The sequence below is a fragment of the Bdellovibrionales bacterium genome (assembly GCA_018266295.1).
In the GTDB taxonomy this organism is placed as follows: Bacteria; Bdellovibrionota; Bdellovibrionia; order Bdellovibrionales; family Bdellovibrionaceae; genus JACMRP01.
In genome coordinates this window covers 1-24,068 of sequence record JAFEAQ010000017.1, presented here as the reverse complement: position 1 = coordinate 24,068, position 24,068 = coordinate 1, and the positions used below count along the sequence as shown (strand labels likewise).

Annotated in this window: 27 protein-coding genes, 1 tRNA gene and 1 pseudogene; 15 read left to right on the top strand and 14 right to left on the bottom strand. The window is 49.0% G+C overall.

All coding sequences use genetic code 11. The features are described from left to right. The first annotated feature begins 31 nt into the window (after positions 1–31). A complete protein-coding gene (locus tag JSU04_17145; GenBank protein ID MBS1972039.1) occupies positions 32–640 on the top strand; it encodes a hypothetical protein in 609 nt (202 codons plus the stop codon). Between the two features lie 19 nt (positions 641–659). Further along, positions 660–887, top strand: a complete 228-nt coding sequence (locus tag JSU04_17140; GenBank protein ID MBS1972038.1) for a hypothetical protein — start codon at positions 660–662, stop codon at positions 885–887. Here JSU04_17140 and JSU04_17135 read toward each other — a convergent pair. Next, positions 872–1,255: a group II truncated hemoglobin gene (locus JSU04_17135; protein MBS1972037.1), complete on the bottom strand. Its 384-nt coding sequence runs from the start codon at positions 1,253–1,255 to the stop codon at positions 872–874. The genes JSU04_17140 and JSU04_17135 overlap by 16 nt on opposite strands. A gap of 66 nt (positions 1,256–1,321) precedes the next feature. On the opposite strand from JSU04_17135, the gene JSU04_17130 reads away from it, so the two are divergent. After that, on the top strand, positions 1,322–2,116 hold the full coding sequence (locus tag JSU04_17130; GenBank protein MBS1972036.1) for a class I SAM-dependent methyltransferase: 795 nt from the start codon (positions 1,322–1,324) through the stop codon (positions 2,114–2,116). Between the two features lie 46 nt (positions 2,117–2,162). Continuing rightward, the gene (locus tag JSU04_17125) at positions 2,163–2,315 is read left to right on the top strand and encodes a hypothetical protein (protein ID MBS1972035.1); all 153 of its coding nucleotides are present in this window, start codon (positions 2,163–2,165) and stop codon (positions 2,313–2,315) included. Here JSU04_17125 and JSU04_17120 read toward each other — a convergent pair. The 3 genes from JSU04_17120 to JSU04_17110 all read right to left on the bottom strand — a co-directional run bounded on the left by JSU04_17120 (position 2,312) and on the right by JSU04_17110 (position 4,848). Further along, entirely contained in the window at positions 2,312–2,677 is a 366-nt protein-coding gene (locus JSU04_17120) for a hypothetical protein (protein MBS1972034.1), read from the bottom strand. The two genes, JSU04_17125 and JSU04_17120, sit on opposite strands and share 4 nt — an antisense overlap. 63 nt (positions 2,678–2,740) lie before the next feature. After that, positions 2,741–4,159 (bottom strand): HAMP domain-containing histidine kinase, encoded by a 1,419-nt coding sequence (locus JSU04_17115; GenBank protein MBS1972033.1) that lies wholly within the window; start codon positions 4,157–4,159, stop codon positions 2,741–2,743. Next, positions 4,156–4,848, bottom strand: a complete 693-nt coding sequence (locus tag JSU04_17110; protein ID MBS1972032.1) for a response regulator transcription factor — start codon at positions 4,846–4,848, stop codon at positions 4,156–4,158. Before JSU04_17110 ends, JSU04_17115 begins: the two co-directional genes overlap by 4 nt. Before the next feature lie 163 nt (positions 4,849–5,011). Here JSU04_17110 and JSU04_17105 point away from each other — a divergent pair, with 163 nt between their 5' ends. Together JSU04_17105 and JSU04_17100 are read left to right on the top strand one after the other, a co-directional pair. Beyond that, positions 5,012–5,491 carry a Spy/CpxP family protein refolding chaperone gene (locus JSU04_17105; protein MBS1972031.1) on the top strand — a complete coding sequence of 160 codons (480 nt, stop codon included), beginning with the start codon at positions 5,012–5,014 and terminating at the stop codon, positions 5,489–5,491. Positions 5,492–5,582: 91 nt separating this feature from the next. Further along, on the top strand, positions 5,583–6,713 hold the full coding sequence (locus tag JSU04_17100) for a hypothetical protein (protein ID MBS1972030.1): 1,131 nt from the start codon (positions 5,583–5,585) through the stop codon (positions 6,711–6,713). A gap of 38 nt (positions 6,714–6,751) precedes the next feature. On the opposite strand, the gene JSU04_17095 is transcribed toward JSU04_17100, so the two are convergent. Next, on the bottom strand, positions 6,752–7,033 hold the full coding sequence (locus JSU04_17095; protein MBS1972029.1) for a hypothetical protein: 282 nt from the start codon (positions 7,031–7,033) through the stop codon (positions 6,752–6,754). 166 nt (positions 7,034–7,199) lie between these two features. On the opposite strand from JSU04_17095, the gene JSU04_17090 reads away from it, so the two are divergent. Both JSU04_17090 and JSU04_17085 read left to right on the top strand, forming a co-directional pair. Next, complete coding sequence (locus tag JSU04_17090; GenBank protein MBS1972028.1) at positions 7,200–7,859, top strand: hypothetical protein; 660 nt, start codon at positions 7,200–7,202, stop codon at positions 7,857–7,859. Beyond that, the gene (locus tag JSU04_17085; GenBank protein MBS1972027.1) at positions 7,846–9,480 is read left to right on the top strand and encodes a hypothetical protein; all 1,635 of its coding nucleotides are present in this window, start codon (positions 7,846–7,848) and stop codon (positions 9,478–9,480) included. The genes JSU04_17090 and JSU04_17085 overlap by 14 nt, the downstream gene beginning before the upstream one ends. Here JSU04_17085 and JSU04_17080 read toward each other — a convergent pair. Continuing rightward, complete coding sequence (locus JSU04_17080) at positions 9,477–10,286, bottom strand: DNA/RNA non-specific endonuclease (protein MBS1972026.1); 810 nt, start codon at positions 10,284–10,286, stop codon at positions 9,477–9,479. The two genes, JSU04_17085 and JSU04_17080, sit on opposite strands and share 4 nt — an antisense overlap. Before the next feature lie 298 nt (positions 10,287–10,584). Here JSU04_17080 and JSU04_17075 point away from each other — a divergent pair, with 298 nt between their 5' ends. Together JSU04_17075 and JSU04_17070 are read left to right on the top strand one after the other, a co-directional pair. After that, complete coding sequence (locus tag JSU04_17075) at positions 10,585–11,892, top strand: glycosyl hydrolase 53 family protein (protein ID MBS1972025.1); 1,308 nt, start codon at positions 10,585–10,587, stop codon at positions 11,890–11,892. A 168-nt stretch (positions 11,893–12,060) separates the two neighbouring features. Further along, on the top strand, positions 12,061–12,741 hold the full coding sequence (locus JSU04_17070) for a hypothetical protein (GenBank protein ID MBS1972024.1): 681 nt from the start codon (positions 12,061–12,063) through the stop codon (positions 12,739–12,741). Here JSU04_17070 and JSU04_17065 read toward each other — a convergent pair. Further along, positions 12,738–13,646 carry an alpha/beta hydrolase gene (locus tag JSU04_17065; GenBank protein MBS1972023.1) on the bottom strand — a complete coding sequence of 303 codons (909 nt, stop codon included), beginning with the start codon at positions 13,644–13,646 and terminating at the stop codon, positions 12,738–12,740. The two genes, JSU04_17070 and JSU04_17065, sit on opposite strands and share 4 nt — an antisense overlap. 215 nt (positions 13,647–13,861) lie before the next feature. Between JSU04_17065 and JSU04_17060 the strand changes: the two genes are divergently transcribed. Next, on the top strand, positions 13,862–14,209 hold the full coding sequence (locus JSU04_17060) for a hypothetical protein (protein ID MBS1972022.1): 348 nt from the start codon (positions 13,862–13,864) through the stop codon (positions 14,207–14,209). A gap of 55 nt (positions 14,210–14,264) precedes the next feature. Here the strand turns inward: JSU04_17060 and JSU04_17055 are convergent, their stop codons facing one another. Together JSU04_17055 and JSU04_17050 are read right to left on the bottom strand one after the other, a co-directional pair. Then, positions 14,265–15,362 (bottom strand): hypothetical protein, encoded by a 1,098-nt coding sequence (locus JSU04_17055; GenBank protein ID MBS1972021.1) that lies wholly within the window; start codon positions 15,360–15,362, stop codon positions 14,265–14,267. Between the two features lies 1 nt (position 15,363). Beyond that, positions 15,364–16,110, bottom strand: a complete 747-nt coding sequence (locus JSU04_17050; protein MBS1972020.1) for a DUF4423 domain-containing protein — start codon at positions 16,108–16,110, stop codon at positions 15,364–15,366. A gap of 208 nt (positions 16,111–16,318) precedes the next feature. On the opposite strand from JSU04_17050, the gene JSU04_17045 reads away from it, so the two are divergent. Next, on the top strand, positions 16,319–16,597 hold the full coding sequence (locus tag JSU04_17045) for a substrate-binding domain-containing protein (GenBank protein MBS1972019.1): 279 nt from the start codon (positions 16,319–16,321) through the stop codon (positions 16,595–16,597). Between the two features lie 66 nt (positions 16,598–16,663). Here the strand turns inward: JSU04_17045 and JSU04_17040 are convergent, their stop codons facing one another. Continuing rightward, on the bottom strand, positions 16,664–16,849 hold the full coding sequence (locus JSU04_17040) for a DUF1328 domain-containing protein (GenBank protein ID MBS1972018.1): 186 nt from the start codon (positions 16,847–16,849) through the stop codon (positions 16,664–16,666). Between the two features lie 535 nt (positions 16,850–17,384). Between JSU04_17040 and JSU04_17035 the strand changes: the two are divergent. After that, a pseudogene (locus JSU04_17035) lies at positions 17,385–17,465 on the top strand (energy transducer TonB). A gap of 997 nt (positions 17,466–18,462) precedes the next feature. On the opposite strand, the gene JSU04_17030 reads toward JSU04_17035, so the two are convergent. From JSU04_17030 to JSU04_17015, 4 genes are all read right to left on the bottom strand, one after another. Then, positions 18,463–19,707, bottom strand: a complete 1,245-nt coding sequence (locus JSU04_17030; GenBank protein ID MBS1972017.1) for a DEAD/DEAH box helicase — start codon at positions 19,705–19,707, stop codon at positions 18,463–18,465. Between the two features lie 141 nt (positions 19,708–19,848). Continuing rightward, positions 19,849–20,916: a hypothetical protein gene (locus JSU04_17025; GenBank protein MBS1972016.1), complete on the bottom strand. Its 1,068-nt coding sequence runs from the start codon at positions 20,914–20,916 to the stop codon at positions 19,849–19,851. Positions 20,917–21,057: 141 nt separating this feature from the next. Continuing rightward, positions 21,058–21,345 (bottom strand): hypothetical protein, encoded by a 288-nt coding sequence (locus JSU04_17020; GenBank protein ID MBS1972015.1) that lies wholly within the window; start codon positions 21,343–21,345, stop codon positions 21,058–21,060. A 91-nt stretch (positions 21,346–21,436) separates the two neighbouring features. Further along, positions 21,437–21,513: transfer RNA gene (locus tag JSU04_17015), tRNA-Met, on the bottom strand. Between the two features lie 286 nt (positions 21,514–21,799). Between JSU04_17015 and JSU04_17010 the strand changes: the two genes are divergently transcribed. Together JSU04_17010 and JSU04_17005 are read left to right on the top strand one after the other, a co-directional pair. Beyond that, the gene (locus JSU04_17010) at positions 21,800–23,275 is read left to right on the top strand and encodes a hypothetical protein (protein MBS1972014.1); all 1,476 of its coding nucleotides are present in this window, start codon (positions 21,800–21,802) and stop codon (positions 23,273–23,275) included. Further along, the gene (locus tag JSU04_17005) at positions 23,247–23,744 is read left to right on the top strand and encodes a hypothetical protein (protein MBS1972013.1); all 498 of its coding nucleotides are present in this window, start codon (positions 23,247–23,249) and stop codon (positions 23,742–23,744) included. Before JSU04_17010 ends, JSU04_17005 begins: the two co-directional genes overlap by 29 nt. Positions 23,745–24,068 lie beyond the last annotated feature (324 nt).

Sequence of the window (24,068 nt, the reverse complement as noted above, 5' to 3'; positions counted from 1 at the left end):
GACCGAGGTCTTCGAATTCAGAGGGGGCTCTATGAAGTATATTCTGCCGGCAGTGGTGTTTTTCTTTTCAGTTTCTGTTTTTGCCGGAAAGCCGATTCCTCCTTTGCCGCCAAAGCTTCAAGTTTTGTTTGATGCGATCAAAGACACGGGCGTGAACTATAAACCTGACGGCGCCGTTTGCGAGCAGGTCGTTATCTTGCAAATGCAACAATCCTTTCCTGCAGACCACTACGCGCTTACTTCAGGTGTTGAGTACGATGTCGGTGACGGCACAGTTGGAGAACTCGATCTGGTTGTTGTGAACAAGGGCACTCAGCATGTCGAGCTCGTCGGTGAAGTAAAGTGCTGGCACGACTTCAGTGCAGCGATGGATAAGGCGAAAATGCAGCGAGACCGCTTTATGTGGCACCTCACGCAGTTTGCGAACAAAATTAACTTCACCGCGCACAATGCTGATTTTAAATTTACCGAGAACAACTTCCATGGTTTAGAGAAGTTTATTTTTATTTCTCAAATGGGCGGCGTGCGCAAAGGCTTCGACGTGGAAATCCCATATAATCTCGGCGAGATGCAGCAGCTTCAAGACGCTCTCGTGCGCTGCCAAAATTCTGGTCGTTGTCCTCTTGATAAAGCCCACTAGAGCTGTTTAAAATAGGAGCATGGACTCTACACCCCAAGATTACTGGCGTAAATGCAGCACCTGTAAAAAGCCGATCGGATTAGGCGCCAACTATTATATTTGCAGTGTTTCTACGTGTAACGGCGAACGCAAAGGTTACGTGTTCTGCGGAATGCAATGCTTTGAGAGCCACGTTCCGGGCGCACGTCATAAAAATGCCGGCGCCATCGAAAAGACAGCGCCAAAAACTCCTCACGTTGCTTCTTGAACGTTTCTCATGTGGTCGGCGAGCTTGAGCAGGGAATGCAGAAGCTCTGTGCGTAGAGGCTCGCCAATTTTCACATCATCAAAAGCTTGAACTATGCACATAACCCACTGATTGCGGGCCTCTTTGTCGATTTTAAACGGCATGTGGCGAGCCCGCAGACGGGGATGGCCGTACTTTTCCATGAACAGATTCGGTCCACCCAGCCAGCCTGAAAGGAACATAAAAAGTTTCTCTTCAGAGCCCTGAATGTTCCCCGGATGCATGGCGCGAAGTTCTTTGAAGTCTTCGACGGTGTCCATGATTTCGTAAAAGCGCTGAGTGAGTTTGCGGAGAACTTCTTCTCCGCCGAGTTGTTCGTAAGCTGTCATGCCGGGAATATAGTATCTTTTTCGTGATCCTTCACCTAATATTCCCCGCATCAACCTGGAGTAAACATGAAAAAGGCGCAAAAAAACTGGTGGAAAAGCTTCTTTAAACCAATTACCGGCGAGGTGATGTTTAAATCCCGCGAGGGCAAACAGACGGCGATGGAAGTCGACGAGGTTTTGCGCCAAGCTAAGATTAAAGAACCCTGCTCAGTGCTGGATCTTGCCTGCGGTGAAGGCCGTCACTCGATCGAGCTTGCAAAGCGCGGCTTTGATGTCATTGGTCTTGATTACACGAAGAGCTTCCTCGATGTGGCAGAGATCCGCGCGAAAGTGAACAAGCTTGAGATCGGTTTTATTCGCGGCGATATGAAAGAGACTTCAAAGTATTTCGAAAAGAACAGCTTCGATCTCGTTGTGTCTTTGTATAACAGCTTTGGCTTCTTTGATAAACGCAGCGATGATTTCCGCGTGATTAAAGAAGTGAGCAAAGTTTTAAAGCCTGGCGGTTTCTTCGTGATTAACACGATCAACGGCGACGGCGCAAAACACCGTCTCGCGAAACCATTGAATGCCGGCTATGAAATCAGCAAAAACGTTTTCATGATCGACCAAGCAAATCTCGATTTTAAAAAAATGCGCACGCAGTCTCACTGGACAATCATTGATGCACGCACAAAGAAAACCGAGATCACCCGTGGTTCATTCAGCCAGAACGTATACTCGCACAAAGAAATGAAAGCGATGCTGAAGAAAGCGGGCTTCCGCGTCGTCAATACGTGGGGAGTTCTCCAGGGCGGAAAATTTGACGAAAAGACTTCTTGGCACCAAACGGTGATTGCTCAGAAGATCGCGAAAAAATAAACTCCGCGGGCCGTCGAAAGTTTTAAACTCACTTTCAGGAGACCCTATGATCCGTCGACTCAAAACCGGCCAATACCGTCTTTATTCCCGCAAGAAAAACCCAAAAACGGGCAAACGCCGAAACCTCGGCACTTTTAAATCCCTGGCAGCCGCGAAAAAGCATGAGCGCGCCGTCCAGTACTTTAAGCACGCGCATTAGTGTATTTCGTGAATTTCCTGCCTCAGCGCTCTGAGTAACTCTGGAGAAATGCTGTCTTGATAGATTCCATAAGAATCAACATAAACGCCTTTAACCCCCAACTGAGGAGCTGAGATTGCATAAATGATGGCCTGATCATCCGGGTCAGATGTGTTTTCGAAGCGAAGCATTTTGTCGACAACAAAATCTTTTGGATAAAGTTTAATTTTTCCAGAGCGTGCTTCAAAATGATCGCCCTTTGCCCCGAGGTTTTCGCTATAACCATTGTGCTCAAGCTGGGTGACCATTTGATAGAGGCTCATCATGAAACCTGTGCCGGCTTCTAATATATCTCTGTCTTGATTATTGAGATTTTCTTGCATAGCTTCACCTCTGTGCCATGATATCGCGGGGCCGAGGCTGAGTTTGGAAAGAAATGTCCGTTCTTAGTCATATTTGTCAGCAGGCAGGCGGATCGTGAATTCAGATCCTTCTCCGAGCTGGCTCGAGACTGTCAGGCTTCCTTGATGCGCTTCTACGATGCTTTTTGCTATGGCAAGGCCCAACCCAAAGCCGGATTTGCCAGGCGTACGAACAGCGTCAGCACGGTAGAAAGGCTCAAAGATATGCGGCAGATCTTTTTCAGAAATACCAGTGCCATTGTCGCGGACTTTGATAAGCCAATCAGTTTTTGATTTATCGAGAGTCACCACAATCGGTGAAGAATCAGGCTTAGAATACTTGATGGCGTTTTCAATCAAGTTGATCAGAACGCGTTCTATTTGCATTGCATCGATTTCAACCACGGCGTCTTTGCAAGAACTGAACTTCACACCGGGAGCTGAAGCCTCATAATCGCCGACGACATTTTCAATCAGCTCGCAAAGATCTGCCGGGGCTTTCTGGAGGCGAACGCCCTCTTTAATGCGGTAAGATTCCAGAATCTGCGAAATCAGGTCCTCCATCTTGCGAAGATCGTCTTTAATGGAAGCTTTGAGCTTTTCATCTGGCATCAAGTCAACGGCGACACTCACGCGAGTGAGGGGACTGCGGAGTTCGTGGCTCACGTCGCGAAGGAGCTGCTCTTTAGCGACAAGCATTTTCTCTAGCCCATCGGCCATGCGATTAAAGGCTTCACCGATAATTTGGAAGTCGCCGCGCTGGCGCATATGAATACGATACCTAAGATCGCCGGCGGTGACTTTGTTGACGCCGACGAGAACGGACTTAATCGGCAGCATCATCCAGCGGATCGTGAGGAAGCTCAAAACCAGAATAAATAGAATAAAACCCGCGATGCCTAAAAACGGGAAAGTGAAGTTGCGTGGGAACTCGCGCGGAGAAACAAACCACACCGTTCGCGGTGAGGCTCCTTTCAGCTCTGCAAAGAAATAGCCGCCACTGTGACCGACGGCAATCTTGTCCGAAAACTTTTCATCTTGCTCGTGCAGGTCCGAAAACTTTGGCAAACCCTGCTGATCAGCGAGGCGATCAAAGCCCTCGACACGGGCTGAGAGTTTTAATTCGTTCTCAAAATTCTTAATGCCGTCTTCGTTCAGTGATTGATTGAGTTTTTGTTGAAGGCTTTCAAGATAGAACACGACATTCTTTTCAATCGCCGGAGAAAGCCGGTGATCAGGACTGAGCGTTCGGCTCAGCATGAACACTCCGCCTAGCAAGACAAAGGCTGTCAGCAAGAATGTCAGAAAGATACGGATCAGAATGCGCGGGCCTAGGCGGCTGCCATAGCGTTTGAAGTAGCGATGTTGCCATGGATGTTCGCGCTTCCAATGTTCCATGTGTTCACGATATTGGTGGCGACGATGTTCCCAGTCACGGCGGCGTTGGTCGCGGTCGCGTCTCATACGATCTCCTCGACAGGGGCGATGAAGCAGTAACCTTCGCCCCAAACAGTGCGCAAAAAGACAGGATCTTTTGCGGGATCTTTTAATTTCTGACGAAGGCGGCTGATCGCCACATCGATGCTGCGATTGTAGGCCTCCCAGTCGACACCACGGAGTTCATCCATGATGCGATCGCGGGAAAGGCTCTGCCCCGAGTGGGTCATGAGTAACTTTAACAATTCAAACTCGTGAGTGCTGAGCTGAAGATTCTCGCTGCCGAGATAGCCTGCGCGAAGTTGCGTATCTAACACAAGCTCGCCGGACTTAAGCTTCGCCGCCGAAGAAGGTTTTTTATAGCGACGAATGAGACTCTTCATGCGTGCCACAAGCTCGCGCGATTCAAAAGGTTTCGGCAGGTAATCATCGACACCGAGTTCAAGACCTAAAACTTTATCAGAAGTTTCTCCGCGCGCAGTGAGCATCAGAATCGGCAGATCGCTGAAGGTACGAATTTTTTTGCAGACTTCAAAGCCATCCATCTCAGGTAGCATCACATCTAAAATAATCGCATCGAACTTTTCTCTTTTAAGTCCCGAGAAAGCTTCTGAAGGCGTCGTATACTGCGTGATCTGCAATTCGAATTGCAGAAAGTATTGCTTCAAAAGCTCACCTAATTTGTGGTCGTCATCGATCAGTGCTATGCGATTCATATAAGGACATCATAGTCTAAACATCGCCGCGCTAAAAGCGTTTTTCTCAGAATAATCAAGCAGTTACAATTTGTTACAATCATTAACATTCCTGCAACCACGGGGGCTTTAAAAGCCAATACACTGATTTCATGAACACGAACCCCTTTGAATGGAGGAATATATGAAATTCGATCACAGACATTTTGGCAGAGGCCCTTGGGGCCATAGACCCCATTTCCGTAGAGGCTTTAGAGCCCTCGGTATTTTACTCGCCATCGGCGGTATCGGTATGATGGCCTCTGGTTGCCACAGATCGCCTGAAGAAAAAATGACAGCGATCAGCGAGACCATTGCCTACAAACTTGATTTCAATGATCAGCAAAAAGCATTGCTCGCAGACATCGTCGGTGAAATGAAAAAAGATTTCGCTGAAGAAAAAGCTCTTCGTCAATCGATGAAAGGTGATTTGAAATCCATGATCCTTGCCGATGATATCGACAAAGAGAAAGTCAAAACACTGATCAAAGAACGCCAAGCGCGCATGGATTCAAAAGTCGACAAGTACCTTGATAAGGTGGCGGCTCTTCACAAAACTCTGACTCCAGAGCAGAAAAAAGAGATCGTCGACAAAATCGAGAAAATGCAGCGTCATTGGGAATAATGCGGCTAGCTAATCAATAGCGTATTCAATTGTCTTTCAAAAACCATTTGAAGATTGAATTCGCCTCCTGGGACTGCGATGACTAAGACACATGAAATACCTACCTCGTCTTGTCATCGCAGTTCTTCTTTCTGTGAGTGCTTCGTCTGCGCTCGCTCTCAGCCTCAATGATATTTCTATTCTGTTGCCGTTGCCTGAGGCTTCTCAGTATCAGCAACTTATTAGCCCCGCAGAGGGCACAGGCCCGCAGGGGATTCTGATTCCGACGACCGTGTTTAAAGCCTTGCCACAGTTGATTCCGGAGTTTCCAAACTCGGTGACTTACCGCGACCAGCTGAAGTTAGTGGCCATTCGGCTGGATCCTTGCTTCACCGAGGGCGAAGGCCCGCAGAACTGCCGCAAGCAGATTCGTCTGGTGTGGCAGCCGGTGTTTGTTGCTGCGGACACTGTGACGACTCGTGATGCCGGTGTGCATAGCTTTTATGAATTCGACGACGCCACCTTTGATCAGCTCCTTCAAGATTGGCAAAAGCTTTCCTCAGGGAAGCCCACCGATGCTCTGCAAATCCATCCACAACTCCGCCAAGAGGGCTACGAAGGCCCGTACTGGAAGTATCTTCGCACGATGATTTTTAAATATTGCGGCGAGAAGAACCTCGTTCGTGTGACCGCAATGAATGTGATGAACGGGGAACTCATGTGGATCTTCCAGGGATTTGATGTGGTTGGTGGCCAGACTAAAAATATCCAAGTCGCCCGCATCGGGGGAATGTCTCAGGGAGTGATTGTGAGCTCTCCGCAATTCGCAAGTTTCACCGGCGGAATGATGCCGCCACCACAACAAGATCCTGCATTTTCAGAACTGATTAAAGATTCCGCGACGACAAAAAAGAAATACAGTGAAGAACAGATTAAGAAAATCATGGTCAGCGTCTATGAATATGAAAATCCGACAAAGCACAATCCGGGAACTCTCGACTGTGCGAGCTGCCATCTTGCAAACAGTGCCCGTCAATGGGGCCAGGCTCATTTCAATGCGTGGGATTGGAAAAAAGAATTCGCCAATGTTGCTTATCAAAGCACGTGGAATTTGGAAAACACAACTCCCGGTCCGCTGCGCACGAACCGTCTGAGAGCCTTTGGTTATTTCATCAATCAGCCGGCGATTTCTCAGCGTGTGGTGAATGAAACAGCTGCCACGATGATGTTCATCACCCGCTGACACCCCAGTTTGGCAGCAGATGTGAACTTAAAAACCAACTAGTGCTGTTGGCAAGTCGAGTAGCTGTAACCTTGTGCCAAGCACTCAGCCATATCAGAATCCACAGCTGGTGATTTAGCGCAAAGAGCGATCGCGTCCGCGTAGTTGATACCGTTGTGAGCTTGAATGATCGCGCCGACGTCGCAGCTTTTTGCAGCCAAACGGCACATCTGTTGAGCCAACTCAAGATCACCGTGAGTTTTAGGCATCATTTCAGATACGCAGTTAGCATGTGCAACACCTGACAAAACCAATGCGAAAGAAAAAACAATAGCTTTCATTTGAGTCTCCTTATTTGTGGGACTCTGGTACCAACCTTGTTTCGGAGTGTCCACACCGTATAGCTGCGATTCAGAAATGAATGTTCCCTGTAATTACACTTAAGGCCGGTTGTTTGCTGGACCAAGGACGGTCGTCCGCTACTCGAATTTAGCCGATAAGTCCGCTATGAAGAAAAGCTTCTGGAGTTATCTTGTGGTCGTGCTTGCGCTTTTTATCTCGTGCTATTGGCTCGGGAAAAAGTCGCGCCCTGTTGCAACTCACGCAGAGGCTGAGGCCGCAGAACCAAGCACTCCTGCGGTAGCGACACAGACCGCGGCCACTTCACAACCTGCCGTTCAACCGGCGACGTCAGTCAGTAACAATTCTCACTCAGCAGTCATCGCCCGAAAGACTTCTTGGCAGAACCTGCAGGGCGGGGAACTTTACTCAGCGCTTTTTGATAACAAAGCCTTTGCCTCTTTCGGGAATGAAGATCTCACCCAAGTCCGCGCCCGTTTTGCGCAAGTTTATCCGACGCAGCCCCAGCCGTATAAGGCGATGCTGATGGAGCGTCTGGGAATTCTCAAGGCGCTTGAGCAGCAAGTGCCACTTCGTCGCGCACCAAGTTCTGTTCTAGCGCCGGAACTTCGTGGATTCTATGCTCAAGTGCTTGCGAGCCCCCAAGAAAACTGGTTGGTGAAGCGTCAGGCCTTTAGAAATCTGCACACGGCGCTCAGTGAAACAGAAAAAGAAGCTTACTATCGCACTTTGGATTCTAAAGTCGTTTCAATGGCCGCGAGTTCAGAGCAAGAATTGATCGAGGGAGTTTTAAATGAAACACATTAGTTTCTTTAAAGTCTTCGGTTTATTTGCAGCCGCATTGGTGGGGTTGATGCTCGGCCGTTATTCACCACAGGCATCAGTAATAGAATACTCGCAGAGTTCTCAAGCGCCGGATCCGGGAGCAGTGAATTCGTTTAACAATCTGCCATGTCCTACAGAAGAGCAGTACAAAGCACTCGCTGCCAAGATCGCTTTGCAAATCCCTGAGGGGAAAACCGTTTGCGATGATTCGCACAGAGCGAAGCTCGGCAAAGTTTTGTTGTTGATGGATAACTTAAAGCTCGAGGCTCCGCCGGAGTGGCTTCCGCAAGTACAGGCCGATTTAAAAGATCTCCTCGGATATGTTGCGAAGAATTCCAAGTTTATGGGACTTGATCTCACGCAGATGGGCTCGATTGCCTATAACCAAACGGCATCGAATTCGATTTATCTCGGTGGATACTTTTTCAATGCTCCTCCTCTTGAAGATATCAGCACCTTGATACATGAATCCCGCCATTCAGTCACGACGGCCATGGGCCACGTTCAGTGTGTTGCAGGTGACATTCCGCTGTCGGTGGGTGGCTGTGACCAAGAATTCAGTACCTCTCAAAAAGACGCGGGCGCTTACGCCTATGAAGTGATGCTTCAGGCGGGCTTGTCACTCTATGGTAAAGATCTCAGTCAGAGTGTGCGTCAGTACTTGATGTCGTCAGCGCTCACGGTGCTTGCGACGCGCTTTAACGTGGTTCCGGAAGAACTTGCTGCGAGAAACGATGTTCTGATGGCACTGGATAAAAAAGGCACGCTTTACGCCGTAGATATCGAGAAGAATTCCTTTAAGCCGGTTCCATTAAAATTAAAAGGTCACGAGAAAGTCATCCGTATCGAGTTTAACAATCGCGATGGTGGCGTGATGATTTTCACCGATCAGATGCGCGCTTATAGTTGGACTTTCCGAAAAGGCTTAGAAAGATTCATGGCCACGACCTTTAAGGGCGATTATAAAATCGTCGAGTCAGCCCGAGTGATCCTGCCAGGAGAGACGGGTCGCAGTCGCCAGACGGTGAAGACTCCCGAGGGGCTTTTTAAGTACACGAAGCTTTCGCCGAGAACTTTGGACATGGATATCTTCGATATGATCCCTCCGAAAGAGCTCAAGGCCTATCCAAAGTTTAAGAGCTATTTCATGGGAGGCTACGGCGACAGTGCCTATCTGACAGCAGATGGTAAAGCCTATTTGCTTGATGTGATGATGAATACGGGAAAGCCATTTAAGTTTCCGCAGGGCCTGCAAGACCCGAAGGGCTGGCGTCAAGGAACTGGCGGCGTGACTTACTCTGAAATGTTTTTGCTGAATCGCGCAGGGGATCTCAAGATCGTGAAAACCACGTTTGAAGAGATCGACGACAATCATTCAAAGACGGAATACTTCACAGAAGATCATCCGTTTAAGACTCCAAGCCGCGCTGTTAAATACTTTCAAGGTTTAAAGATTCATGCGGCCCTGACTGAGAATAAGCGCATCTACGTGCGCCCTTACGGCCGGGAAGAGACCGTAGAACTCAGCGGGCCTGAGATTATTGATTTCACGATTCTGCAAAATCCAGTTCTTGGAAAAGACATCGTCCCTGAGTCACACTAGCGGGTAAACCAGATTTTCGCTTCTTTCTGGATCTCTCTGACATTGCTTTGGTAACGGCGCCATTCGGTGGTGAGGGTATCTCCTGGCGTCGCTGTATCTTTGCAAAGATCTTCTTTATTCGTCGGGGCTTCGCCGTTTCTTAAGATGTTTGGCATAATCACCGAGAACGTGCGGCGCTGACTGCCGTCTTGAACGATCACAATCTTAAACATCTTCGAAGGCACAGGGATGTCTTGCTTAGGACCAATCGAACCAAAGTTCTGATCATAGATCGGGCCTGTGATCACGTAAACGGTTTTACCTTCGTTGACAAGCTGACGGGTATAGCGCTCGACTTGTTCCCACAGATAGCGATTCAAGTAAGGCGTCTGGGGCAGCATATTGCTCATCATGAACGTCGACTGATTGTTTTCAACACTGTTGGTTCTATCTGCTGAAGGAGCTTGGTGGCCACGATCAAAACAGCTGCCGCGGTAATCATCCGGTGTGACGGCCGGTAGAGCGTTCGGTATTTTGCCTAAGTAATTTTGCAATTCCTTATCTTGTTCAAAGCGATTGGTGCGGGCGGCGGTACCGAGATTATCCGCCGTCACCTTCCAAGCCACCCAGTTCGGCGAGCGACGTTCTTTGTTGTAGGAGATCACATATTGTTCGCGTGAGATAATCACTTCTTTTGAAGAAACTCGCGGCATGGCCACGATATTGGTATTTTCTTTCAGGGGAATATTACCAAGGACAGCCTCGATTTTTGCAAGACTGCTCTCTGCCCAGAGTATGAAAGAGAAAAGAAATAGTATTGTTCTCACGGAAACCTCCTTCTCATTCACAGGAATAGGCCGTCCAAAATGCACCTTCAAGTGGTGGCATAATGCCTGCGCCTATAGGCGATTACAGAATTAAAAAAATCTTTAAAAGTAAAAAGGGAAATAGGAGTGACGAAAGAGGGCAGCGAAAACAAGTGTTCTCTTAGCAGAGCACATACAAAGTGACGATGTTTTAGTGTGGGATCGTCTTAGTTTGCGATGCTTGCAAAAATTCGCTCGAGAGCACTCTGTGCTCTTTCTAATCTGATTCTAGTGAATAATTTCTGCTAGGGGGCAGTTCATGCAAATCAGGGGAAACCTTTTAATCACGTCCGTTCTCACACTTTTCTCGGCCAGCGCGATGGCAATCACCATCGGCAAACCTGGTGCGAATAAAGTTATTGATAAAAACCATCTTACGATCGAAGTGAATGGCTCTTGCCAAGCAAATCAGCACGTTCGTGTTGAGGCCTTCGATAGAGCCGGCAGGGCAACAAGCCAAGTTTGGGTCTTTTGTGAGCCCTGGGGCTTTTCAGCGCCACTCAACATCTCATCAATGGCTGACGGCAGTGTTCGTGTCCATGCATTTCAAATTATAAATAATAAAATGCAAGACACCTCAGTCTATATCAATAAGAGCACGGCCGTCGCGCCGACTCCGACTCCGACACCGGTGCCAATAGCGACACCGACGCCAACTCCGGTTGCAAGCTCCGGCAAAATGCTTTGGGGAGTCAACGGTCACGATATCCGCGCGGTTTACCAGCTCAGTCAGTCGGAAGCTGTCTTTAAAATGCTGGCTGCAAAAAATCTGCGCACCTATCGTGTCGATGTGACTTACACGAACACGATTATTCTTGATACTTTGATTCCGCTTTCTAAACAGTACGGTATCAAGCTTCGTCCGATGTTCTATCCGATGACAAAGGATCAGGCTTACAACATCGCAAAGAAATACGGCAAAGATCTTGAGATCATCGAAATCGGTAACGAGCTGAATCTGCAGGGTAAGATAGGAGCCCAAGACCGCATCAACGAAATGATGGAGACATATAAAGGTATCAAGCAGGCAGCGACGGAGCTGGGTATTAATATTAAGACATCCATCAACGTGACGAACTGTAATAGTGATGACACAAGTCCATCGGGCCGTTGCCCCAATGACCGTAACGGGGATATGTGGTTCCTCGATATGGCCAAGGCTTCAGGTTTTAACTTCGATGTCGTGACCTTCCACTACTATCCATGGTACGGCAACAAGGGCTATTGGTTTGATATGTATCTTGGTCAAATGCGGGCAATGGCGACAAAATATAAGGTGCCTATTTACTTGAACGAGACAAACTGTGCAGAAGTGTATCGTGGAAATCAAGACGGCGGCTTTGCCGGCGATAAGGGCTGCTACGACAGTATGAATGAGTTCTTTACGGAAGTAACGACGAAGTATTCAGACATCGTTCAGGAAGTGAATATGTACGAGCTCTTCGATGAGCCTTACCAAGCCGGTCTCGATCCACAGTATGGATCCGAGGCGCACTTTGGCATCATGTACGATATCAATAGACCAAAACAGAATTTCAATTTGCTCGTGAACTGGGCGAATAAGTAAGCGATCCCGCGACAGGCAGCCTCGGAGACCCCGGGGCTGTCACTTTATTCCTTCCGAAACACTTGCGAAACACCAAGACCATTCCCTGCGTGTAAATCCTCTCCGGCGCATTTTGCTCCTAGAGTCCACGGGCATACTCGTTGCTAAGTGCTCCCATCGGAGGGTCTTATGAAAACACCATTTATCAGTCTGACATTATCGGCTTTGGTTTTATCGCTTGTCGGTTGCAAAAGTTCTTCAACCTTGGAATTGCCGGGGAGTGTGCAGTCCGTGAGCGGCACAGTGCAAATGCCAGGGCAAAATCCACTCACGGCAGCTTCCGTCGGTAAATCTTTGAAAGCCAGTTTCTATGATTTCGAAGGCACGGCTCGCATGTCTTTCCGCTTCTCTGATCAAGTGGGTCCTGTGATCTTTATGTTTAATCAAAAAACCACGGAGCTCGCTCCGGCACTTCAAGCCGTAGATGCTCATGCGGTGACGGCAGACAACGGCACGCGTGTGGACCTCGTTCGCGGCGAGACCGTTCCGGTTCACTATGAGTGGGATAGCACGGGTCAATGTATTTACTGGCAGGGTTATGTGACTGTGTGTGATGGTGATGGACCCGATGGTCGTCCAGGCCGCTATGATGAAAATCGTGATAAAGACCGTAAGTGCCACGAAGAATTAAGAACCATCTATGGAACCGCAAGCTTCCACAATATCAAGAGCGGTAATATCTATCATGATATCCTGACTCTGACTCAGGCGGCGGGTTCTGCAACGATGGATTTGACGGATGATCAAACAAGCACGAGCTCTCAGCAGACGTCGCCTTGTATGAATCCAGAGCGCCCCCCTAGATATTAATCCGCGAATTGCTGATCAATCCAATCGAGCGTGATCTTCGCGACGTGTTCCCAGCCGGGACTAAAGATCGTCGTGTGGTCACGCCCGAAGGTTTGGACAAACTCAGTATCAGCGGGAGTGTTCTTGTAGGCGAGAAAGTTTTTGTAGTTCAGCTCAGCCGGTAGGACGCGATCTGCTCCGCCAGCGATCAACAGCAACGGCCCACGGGGCTTCGTAAAATCAATTTTTGCTTGAAACGTCAGAGGTCCGCGGCCAATCTGTCTTGATTCGGGAACATAATAGCGTTCGTAAATTTCTTTGTGAGTCGCCGCGGGCTGAGTATTTAGAAAAGCTTCTGAGAAAAAATCTAAACTTAGCTGGATCGGCATTGTTGCTGGTTTAAAAAAGTCAAAGACCTCGGCATTAGATCTAAAAAACACTTCTTGAGTTGTAATCACCCCAAAAGGCGGCGCCGTTTCGATCGCAATTGCTCCTTGGGCAAGGCCTTCGCTTAAAAGGATTTGCGCAACGAGCCCGCCCATCGAGTGGCCGATCAAAATAGGTTTTACTGTCTTCTGTTTTAAAATATTTCTGTAATGATTTAGAACTTGCTCGAAGGTGAGTTGGCCAAGAGCCTTCAGGTGCTCAGGCTTGCGCTGTTCTTCGACGCTGCCGTCATGCAGAGGCCATGCGGGGGCTGAGACCTTGTACCCTGCCTGCTCAAAGACTCCGATCCACTGGCTCCACGCAAGGGGCGTCGTGTACATGCCATGAATGAAGACGATTTCTTTGGAGTTCTTTTCAGGGGCCTTCAGGTCCGTATAGAAACGGCTGTAAAGGGGAAGCTCTTGGATCTCTGCCCGGGCTGTCGTGGGCAGGAGTCCGAAGACCACAATCCCTATGGCGATGAGCGAGTTGAAAACCATGGAAGCCTCCGATATTACCGAGAGGAGAACTTGCGAGCCCCGTGCCAGCGCAGGAACGAGCTATTGTGGAATCGGCCCGGTGTTCGGGTGTGCTCGGTGACAATCTCATGTCATTCTGCCTTTTTTCGTCAGGCACTCGGCGCGCTCCTTGCAACGGTCACCGGGTGGGGTCGTTTTGACCAAAACATTCATCAAAAATCTAACTGGGGGATTCTTTGAAAAAACTCTTTTTATCTTTCTTAATTCTTGCGACATCGTTCAATGCTTTTGCAGCTGATAAGATCTCTGTGAATATCAACGGCAAGGTCTATTCGTGTTCTGGTGGAAGTTCTGCGCCAACACCACCACCGGCACCGCAACCATATCCAACACCGCCGCCGCAACTGGTTCGTATGTACTGTGAATGCAGTCCGAAGCCGCTCGTGTCTCTCCGTCGTATGGGAGTTATGAGTGATGCGAGCACGACAGTGATTTCATCACAGCCCTTTTATCCAGACAATGGAAGTTTCAGCCCAGATGAGGCTGAAAGAAAGTGCCAGGAAGCCCTTCGCGACTGCCGCTAAGATTTGCCTGATTTAGTAATTAGAACGGGGCGGGAAGCCGCCCCCAGTATATTGACTAGTATCTTGAAATGATGACGGACTCGCGCTCAATCCAAGGAGCGTTCGGAATCAGACCCGATTCATAAGAATATTTAAAAATCAATTCGCTTTCAAAGAAAGCGCGGTCTGCAAAGAATCCTGGATGCTGGATGTTCAAACGCGTGCAGTGCGCACCAATTGTGCCCTTTGCTTCACCAATATTTTCTAAGAACGGTGTCGATGAGACTGTGCATGTCACTTGCTCGCCACCGGGTTTGCAATTCAAGTAGATGCCAACGCCAGTGTCCTGCGTGCTTGAAAGAGTCACGCTCGGATCCATGTACGCCGGGGACAAATAGTTGATCGTGCCGTCGTTGGGAATTCCCAGATATTTTCTAGGAACCGGAGCGTTTTCGTTATGCGTGATTTGATTGCGAATAGATTTCCACTCGGTGCACCCGTTGGGATTACTGCACCAGCGCTCGCGCGTGTAAATCGTGAAACTAGGAACGAGGGCCTTTTCATTCGCTGAAAAGGTTTTATAAACCTCTTCAGGAGTCATATTCGCATCTGTGCATATTGCCGGATCGAAAGGATTCTTTTCCAAAGCAGGGGGTGGTTTCACCGCCAGTTTTTTGACGATGGCGTTTTCAAGATAGTCGGTGATTTGCGACGAAATCACATAATTTGAAGCCTCGCCCGTGTTTGTCTCAAAACCTGCAAGACCTGCGTATTCATGATGAACCAAAACATATTGATTAGACTCAGAGGTTGCCGTGAATCGGCTGATGTTGCATTGAATGCGGAAGTCGCCGTTAGCCTCCGTGAAGTTCACACAGGTTTTTTCTGCTCCTTCAATGAAGAGCTTTTCATCAACGCAGCTTACTTTGGCTGTTTCGATTTTACCAAGCATGCCATTGAGGTAGTTTGTATATGACACTCCCTTTGGTAATACCAAACTTTGAGCGCCCCCTTTGGTGAGCCAAGATTGAATATCCGCAGCAACTGTTTTAAAGCGCATCTCACACGGGTCACCACCGTTGCCGTGGTCGTAACCAGTGCCATCAATCTGAGCGAGAGCTTGCAGTGAAGTCGTACAGACAAGAGCGGCGAAAGCGTAAAAAATCTTTTTCATTTTAATTCTCCGCATGCTTAGTGTGAGTGAGGGGGAATAGCTGAATATTGAGTCGATAGACTTCGTCCGCTTCGCCATTCGCGAGAAGCTCTGAAAGGTCTGAGCGGAATTGTTGGATGAGTTCTTTTGCCTTTGGCAGATTCTTCCTGGCAATTGCAAAAGTTCGGCCTGTAATATCACGTTCCGTCGTCGTAAAGTCGTTGAGCGCGCTTTTAGCTTTATCGATATACTGTGCATGAGCTTCGCGCAGTGCCGCACTTGGAATTCCATTCGATGTCGCTAAGTTCTTTTGAGTGATTTTATATTGGTCGCCTTCACGCTTCAGCAAATCGGTTCTTTCAAGGTTTGAGAGGGCGCGAAGGACTTTGGCTTGCGGCAGGTGCAGTGCCTTCGCGATATCCATAGGAGTCTTTTTAGCTTTGCGAATCTGCAGGTAAGACAAGATGGCGAAATGTTCCCAGTCCTTGATGATGCTGAGAGCTTCTTCGCCAATGACTGGGAATTTGTCAGATCTTACGGATGCAGGCGCCACCAGCTCGGAAAGCATTCTTTTCTTTTCCATCGCAGTCAGCGGTAATTTCTTCAGAAGATGCGCAAGCACCTTTGTGCCCACCGCGCGGCGCTGATGAAGGATGCTAGAAAGGGTGCCCGAGTGGATTTCTAAGTCGCGCGCAAAGGCTCTCAGAGAATACTTGGGATTTGTACGGCTTCGGCGTTCAAATTCTTGGAGAAGGTATTGATGCAGCATGAGGGTGTTTTTTGCAGCGCTCAGAAGGGAAGTCAATCAGAGTGCTGCAAAAACTGCATCGATCGCTGCATTTTTGCAGCGTTTTGGGGAAAATTTGCAGCATTTTGAGCAACGCCGACGCCAAATCGAGAACGCCTTGTCTGTTGAAAGGCAAAGAAGATTTTAGCCAAAATCGATCATTTGCTCCCCTCTGAAAGGCGCGTTCCGTATGAATATCGTCTATGCCGCAAAGAACACTGGTGAGGCTGAAAAGAAGTGGAACGAAGATAAGACGATCGATGCGTGGCTTGTGTTTAATATCTGGGGCACAAGAAATCCTGATACGGCCGAGATTGTGAAAACAGAACCGGAGCTCACGATCTATCGCTCGATGGGCACGGCCCTTGCGAAGGGCACCAAACAGAAAGCGTTGGCAGAGGAGTTTGTAAAATATCTCGAAGCCGACAGTTGCCGTAAAATCTTTGTAAAAGAAGGTTGGTCTCAGTAAAGAGTTCATCCAAGAATAAAAAAGGCCCGCAATGAGGCGCGGGCCTTTCCCAAGGATGTCAGGTATCTAAAGTATCCTCTTGTTTCCTCCTCGCCCTGAAACCAGGGAGATGATGAACGAAACAACTGCTAGAATGAGGAAGACCCCGAGAAGAATGCGACCAATCTCCATCGAGACACCCGCAATTCCGTTAGCTCCGAAGATAAAAGCAACGAGAGCCAGAATAAAGAATGCAATAGCTGCGCGTAACATGACAGCCTCCTTTTCACGACTGAGTGTTATTGCAACTGCGAAGCCAACGCGAAAACGCCTTCATTTTGATTTGAGCTGGCGCCGACCGGAAGTTTTGGGGAGTTTTGGTGCAAGCGGGGAGTTTTACCTCCCCCGAACAGGTCCGATCAGAAGGAGTGTTCTAAACTGGGATTTTGCTGCTTCGATATCCCGAATGCGGGCGACAAGGACGATACTACTCATAAGTGTCTTTTTGGGGGAGTCGCCACTTATGAGAATTCTATTGTTAGCATCTTTGATTTCTATCCTCAGCGCCTGTGGTCCTGTCGGCGTAAAGCAGTTTGAGGCGGTGAATGGCCAAGACCTCAGCAGCAGTGGCCCTAATAGCGAGACGGACGCAACTCCAACGCCGACGCCGAATCCGAGCCCCACTCCCGTGGCGACGGCAACACCGGCGATGTCACCGACACCGATCCCAACTCCAACACCAAAGCCATCGGCAACACCGGTCATGACGCCGACACCGACTGCGACGCCGCAGCCAACGGCCACGCCAACGCCAACTCCTACTCCGACGCCAAAGCCTACGGCGACTCCGACACCGAGCCCGACGGCGACGCCGACGGCCACTCCAAGCCCAACTCCGACGCCCGTGACAAAGGCCTTTACCGGTGTCCGTCCTTACGGCCCGAAGGCTCCGTGGAATATTCCGGTGACGAACTTGCCTCTACATCCTGAGAGCAAGAAATACGCGGACTTCCTCTGGACAAGTTTCAATGGAACAATGCCCGAAATGAATTTCAGAAAGTACACCTATCCGGTTTACGATGCGACGAAAGCCACAGATCAGTATGTGGTTAAAGATAAAAACAACTGGGGAAATCTGAATGGCAAAATGGTTCCGTATAATCCAGCGTGGTTGCCAAATGCAGGGACCGATGCGCAGGCGATCATTCTTGATCCAGCAACGGGCCGCGAGTGGAATCTTTGGGATATGACGGTCGATACCGCGGCCAAACAAATCACCATCGGTAACGGCAATCTGTGCCCTGGAGATTACTTTACTAATAATTGGGATAACAAAGCGACGAAGTGCACGGGCTCGCGCGGGATTGGTGTCAACTATCTGGCGATGCTAGTTCGTCCTTGGGAAATCGAAGCCGGGAAGATTGAGCACGCACTTTCAATGCCGATCGTTGATACGTCTGGCAGCTTCTATGTGGCGCCGGCAACGAAGCTGGAGCATCCTGGCAAAGTTGGAAATATTCCTGAGGGCATGCGCTTTGCTCTTAAAGTCACGGATCAAGAGATCGACGACTACGTCAACTCGTTGGCGGCTTTAACGACCCAGAAAAAACGCGCGATCAAAATTATTCTGACAGCAATGAAAGATTACGGTTGGTTTGTCACCGACACAGCAGGCGGGCATGCACTTCAGTTTGAAGCGCCAGAGTCTGCGCAGTCCGAGTGGGAACGCATCGGCGTTTTACCGGGCCAATCCACCGGAGGAGTGGAATACCCGCGCTTTACGCTGCAGAAGTTCCTGACTCAAGACCGAATAATTACAATTATTCCGAGCGATCAGTATCCACCCTAGAGCAAAAAAAAAGCCACCGCGAGGGTGGCTTTTTTTATTAGCGCTTCTTTTTCTTACGGCGCTTCTTGGCGGCTTCCATTCGGGCCTCTTCAGACTCGATCAAGGCTTTTAAGTCCAAACCAAGGTCTATAGGCTTTGTGATCATTTCATAACCGGCTTTGCTGACCTTCATGACGTCGATCTGTTTGCCGATGGCTTCTTCGATATCTGCGAGCAGCGGCTTTTCCTCTTGAGCGCAGAAAGAAACGGCGATGCCTTTATTGAAACCACGGCCGGTGCGGCCGATACGATGAACGTAGTTCTCTGGATTTTCCGGAAGATCGTAGTTAATCACATGCGTGACATCGTTGATATCTATGCCGCGCGCACTGACATCCGTTGCAATCAAAATATTGAATTTGCCATTGCGGAAATCACGCAAGACCTCCATGCGGTCGGTCTGGTCTTTTTCACCATGCAAAGTGCGTGAAGAAATCTCGGCGCGCTCAAGCGCCTTCGCCACACGTTCGGCGCGAACGCGAGTACGAACGAAGATGATAAACTTACCTTCAGGATTTTGCTGGATGAACTCGGCCAAGAAGAAACGCTTGTCATCCATTTCAACAAACATCACAGAGTGAGTGATGTTCTTAGAAACCGGATCTTCCGGAGAAATCTGAATACGAATCGCACTGCTACGAACTTGAGAGTACGCGAGCTTTTTGATTTCAGCATTGATTGTTGCAGAGAAGAACAAAGTCTGGTGATTGCGTGGCAGTCTTTTTTTAACCGCCTGAACGTCATCAATGAAACCTAAATCCAACATGCGATCGGCTTCGTCCAATACCAGCGTCTCGATGTGGTGGAGATTCATATACTCTTCACGGATGAGTTCAAACATACGGCCCGGAGTTGCGATCAAGACATCAATTCCGTCTTGAAGCTTTTTGATCTGGGCATCTTGCTCAACGCCGCCAAACACAGCAAAAGCACGAACTTTGGTGTGTTTGGCGATCGAATTAAATACTTCACCAATTTGTTGCGCTAATTCACGGGTAGGGACCATCACAAGGCATTTAATACCCAAGGCACGCTTACTTGCTTTATTGGCGTGAATTCCATTGATGATCGGAATTGCAAAGGCCGCCGTTTTACCAGTTCCGGTTTGAGCGATGGCTAAAACGTCCTCGCCCTTTTGGATTGAAGGAATGGCTTTATACTGAATATCCGTCGTGCGGAAAAATCCGAGGTCATGGAGGTTGCGGAGGATGTCTTCGGAGAGGTGGTATTTTTCGAATTTCATGGGGGCCGTTATAACATAGATGGCCCCCCATCGCCAGAGCCTCCTCGAAGCTAGGTAAAAATAGCCTCCGAGGCGCTGGCATTGTCTACAAGCGATCTGAGGGCTTTGTTTACCACCCTCAGCGAGGGGCGCCGGTATATTTCACTTCGTCGCCACCGAGAAAGACTCTCCGGCACTGACTTTTCTCCACGCCAGAGAACTGATTTGCACTGGTGAACTTTTTGAAGCAATTGTGCCGTCACCGAGCTGGCCTTTGTTGTTTTGTCCCCAGGCCCAAAGAGTGTTGTTGCTTTTTATTGCCGCTACATGAGTGTGGCCAGCTTCAACAAAACTCCAGTCGGTCAGCGCTCCAACCTGAGTCGGTGAACTCTTATTCACGGTATTGCCGATGCCGAGCGAGCCTGAATTGTTGGAACCCCAAACCCAAAGAGTGCCGTCGGTTTTAATCGCGTAACAACGATCGCCGCCGGCAGAAGCGAAAGCCCAGGTTGTAAGCGCACCGACTTGTACCGGCGAACTTTTCGCAACGACAGTGTTATCACCAATTTGTCCGTAAGTATTATCGCCCCAGGCCCACAGTGTGCCATCTGTTTTGATAGCAAGAACGTGCGACTCGCCGGCGCTGACTTTACTCCAGTCGGTGAGGGCTCCGATTTGGATCGGTGAGCTTTTTGAAACCACAGTGCTATCACCGAGCTGTCCCTGAGCGGCGTTTCCCCAGGCCCACAGTGTGCCGTCAGTCTTAATCGCAAGAGTGTTGTAGTGTTCAGCGGCCGTATAGATTCCGCCGGCACTTGCTTGCATCCAGTCGGTCGAAGAACCCACTTGCACCGGCGAGCTTTTTCCGATGATCGTTCCGATTCCTAAGTTGCCGGTGGTGTTATCGCCCCAAGCCCAGAGCGTGCCATTGGATTTCACGCCGACCGTGTGCAGACTGCCGGCGCTGATCGAATCCCAATCGGTGAGGGCACCGATTTGCACGGGCGCGCTTCTGTTAATAAGCGAAGTGTCGCCCACCTGGCCATAGCCATTAAAGCCCCATCCCCAGAGAGTGGTTGGGATCGGTTGTTTTTTGAAGAAAGCAAAAGGAACCAAGAAGGCCGAAGCTTTTTGAGCACCAAAGAGAATGAGGGAAGAGAGCGCGCGTTTTAAAAAAGTCCGTCGGTTATTATTTTCGCGTTTTAAATTTTTATTTTTCTTCGGCGTCATCCATTTAGGATTTGCGGGAATGAAATGACCGTCAACGGACTGGAGCCCTGGCTAAAGTACGAAACTGATCCAGAAAATGGATCACCGAGCTCGTGACTCTCGATTTTTTAAAGACTCTAATTTTTTCGAGCGCTGAAAAAACTAAGTCTCGCCGATGGCGATGTTGAAATCGTGCTCAGAAATCGCTTCGATGCCTTCTTCTTCGAGCAAATCCTGCATAAGGACTTGAGCATCGAGAAGCTTGTCGGAGTCATCCGTCACGAAGCTTGTGCGGAAGATGATCTTCTTTTTTGAGCCTACAGCGCCAATCACGGCCACGGTGCCGTCGATTCCAGTGATGAAAACGCCACCGAGTTCGTCAGAAGTCGCATTCAACTCGTCGAGATGAGTCTTGATCAACTTTGTTGCTTCAGCTTTGAGGGATTGCATAAGGCCTCACTTTCTAAATTCGTTTTCAGGCAAAAAAAAACCCGCTCGAAGCGGGTTTTATAAATTCGCCTCACCTTTGGTGAGAGAAAGTTGGTAGTGAGAGGCGGACTTGAACCGCCGACCTACGGATTATGATTCCGTTGCTCTAACCAGCTGAGCTACCCCACCACACCGTCATTAAGACGTCCCAAAACCTAGCGCATTGCGTTTCCGCCTGACTCTAATGTCTTGAAGAGCAACTTTTTTAACGATCCCTGCGGCTTATGTCAACCCCTGAGTCAGATCCTTTCTCATTAAAGTCGGACAAAAAGTGGAAGCCCCCTAGTCTTTAGTATTGACTAGAGCTCCCATTCAAAATGCAATTGAATCTGTCATTTTCAGAAATAGGACGTTTCTTGAATTTGCCTATTATTAAAGCAACTTAGGATCCACTAATCGGGAAGGGGGACCCTCAATGCATCTACGGACGCAACTTCGAACTCATTGGGCTTTGAGCCTTATCGGCGCTATTGCCGCTTTAAACCTTGCTGGCTGTTCTCAAGACAAGCCAACCACGCCTTCAGGCAAATTCTGGGGAATTTTCTCGCCGGCGGCTGCAACGGGCATCAACATCGTAGGAGAAGACCTCCAGCCATTGGCAGGAGCTCAAATCCTAATCGGTATGGAAGAAGGGGCTCCCTTTGCCGGTAACTATATGACAGCGGATGCGGCCGGCCACATCGACCTGCCGGCAGGTTGGACGGATGCTCAAGCCGTGACGATCGAGGCTCCGGGCCATGTTCGTGCCACTTACTTTGCTCAAACTCCGGGCGATCGCACCTACCGTCTGCGTAAAAGAAGCAACACCAACACCACTCAGTTCGAAGTCAAAGGCACAACGACGGGCCATAACATCCAAGACCGCGATGGCATCATCGATTTCGGTTTGGTGATCCCGGCGATGACTCGCAATGATTTCTTGGCGTTCAATATCGATGCTGTGATCAGCCCGCAGTCGGATGTGATCACCATTTTAGGTCAAGACGCTGAAGTTCCAAGCAACATCACGTTCCCGAAACAAAAAGAATCTTACATTTTGCCTGTGACCATCGATAAGCCTAATTATCGCACGTACTTCGCTGAGGGCGGAGTGCAAAAAGTTTTTGCAGCTCGTGGCCGCTTCCCATTCAAGCAAGTGGTGGACAAGCTTCGCAACAAAGCTCCGATGTATGAACTTGTGAATGACTTCACGATTTCTGGCGGTGGTTTGAAGGATTTGAACATCACAAAATCCAGCACGCAAATGGACTTATCTGTGACGGACATGGATTTCAAAGGCAAAGTGAACGTGACGGCTCCGGCGATTGCGGGTGATGAGACCATGATGGCGGTGGGTGTTGCTCACTTTAACGAATACATGGTTCCGACCGACGTGAAAGTCGTGAAGTCCGGTCAAAAACAAAGCCTTTCGACTTTAGATAATAAAGGTTCTGTTTTGTCTGTTTTGAAAAAGTCGAAAGACTTGGATTCCAGCGGACCGGGCACAGATCGTTTGAGCGCGGTTTTGGTTCCAGCTGGAAACGGCGTGGCTCCGCAGTTCTTACCGATCATGGCGGACCCTTCAATGGCGGCAAACGGCGACCTTTTGTTGCAAAAGATGAACTCCATCTTTGGCGTAAACGCGATTGCGACTTATGCTGTGGTGTCTCAAGTTCTTCAGTCTGCTCAAGGTGCGGCGAAGGTGCAAGTGAACAGCAGTTACTGGGAAATGTACGCTCCACAATGGGCGGAAACTCTGTCTTTGCCGAAGTGGCCGGGCGGCAATCACTTGCCAGGCAAGAAACACTGGGAGGTCAATTTCCTTGGCAGTCTGAATGTTTCTACGGTTGATCTCGGTCCTGCGATGATCAATAATGCTACTCATGTCACGCACTCTTCTTTGGATTTCTAGTTCCGTATTAATGCTTCTCGGATCCGGCTGCAGTCTTTTCGACCGTCAGCAGGATCCGGAGAACGCCATTCTGAAGCAATCTATACATCAGAAAGTTTACTTCGCAGCCTACGACAGTGTTTGGAAGGCTGCGCACACTTCGATCAAGTATCCCATTGCCGTTGAAAATCAAGACACCGGTTATTTAGAAACCGAGTTCATCAAAGGTGTTGATGGTTTTTTGCCACCGGAGGTTTCTAAGCCGCCGTCAGCGGGCATTCGCTATAAGCTTGTTTTCAATTTCGCTAAAGGAAAAACCGAAGGCCGCGAGTCGACGCGCGTGACGATTGAGAAAAAAATCGAGCGCCTGCGGGATTTCTTCTCTGAAGCCGACGGTGTGGCTTCGGACGGTCTTGAAGAGCGCGTGCTGTTCTATCGCATCGAGCGCGAGATTGTGATTGCTGAGGCTTTGAAGAAGGCTGGCGGGTAGTTCCGCTGCTTGGTTTTGGCTCCGCCGGAATATCTCCATCCTGAGAATCGAGGCTCCCGCCTCGAGCTCCGCTTCCTGCCGGCCATCGTGGCCGTCAGGTTTCTGTACCTTGGGACATTCTTCGATCTTGTTTTGTACTTTGATACGAAGATCGTTCCCTGCGAATCGTCTATTATACGACCGGGTCGTCTTATAGACGAGTTGTCCCTATGGCAATAGGCGATCACTCAAATAGTTCTCGTTAGAATTAAAGAGTGTTTCAGTGAAATGGTATAATAGACGACCTAATCGTATAATATACCATTTTACTTAAGGGACCCTTTT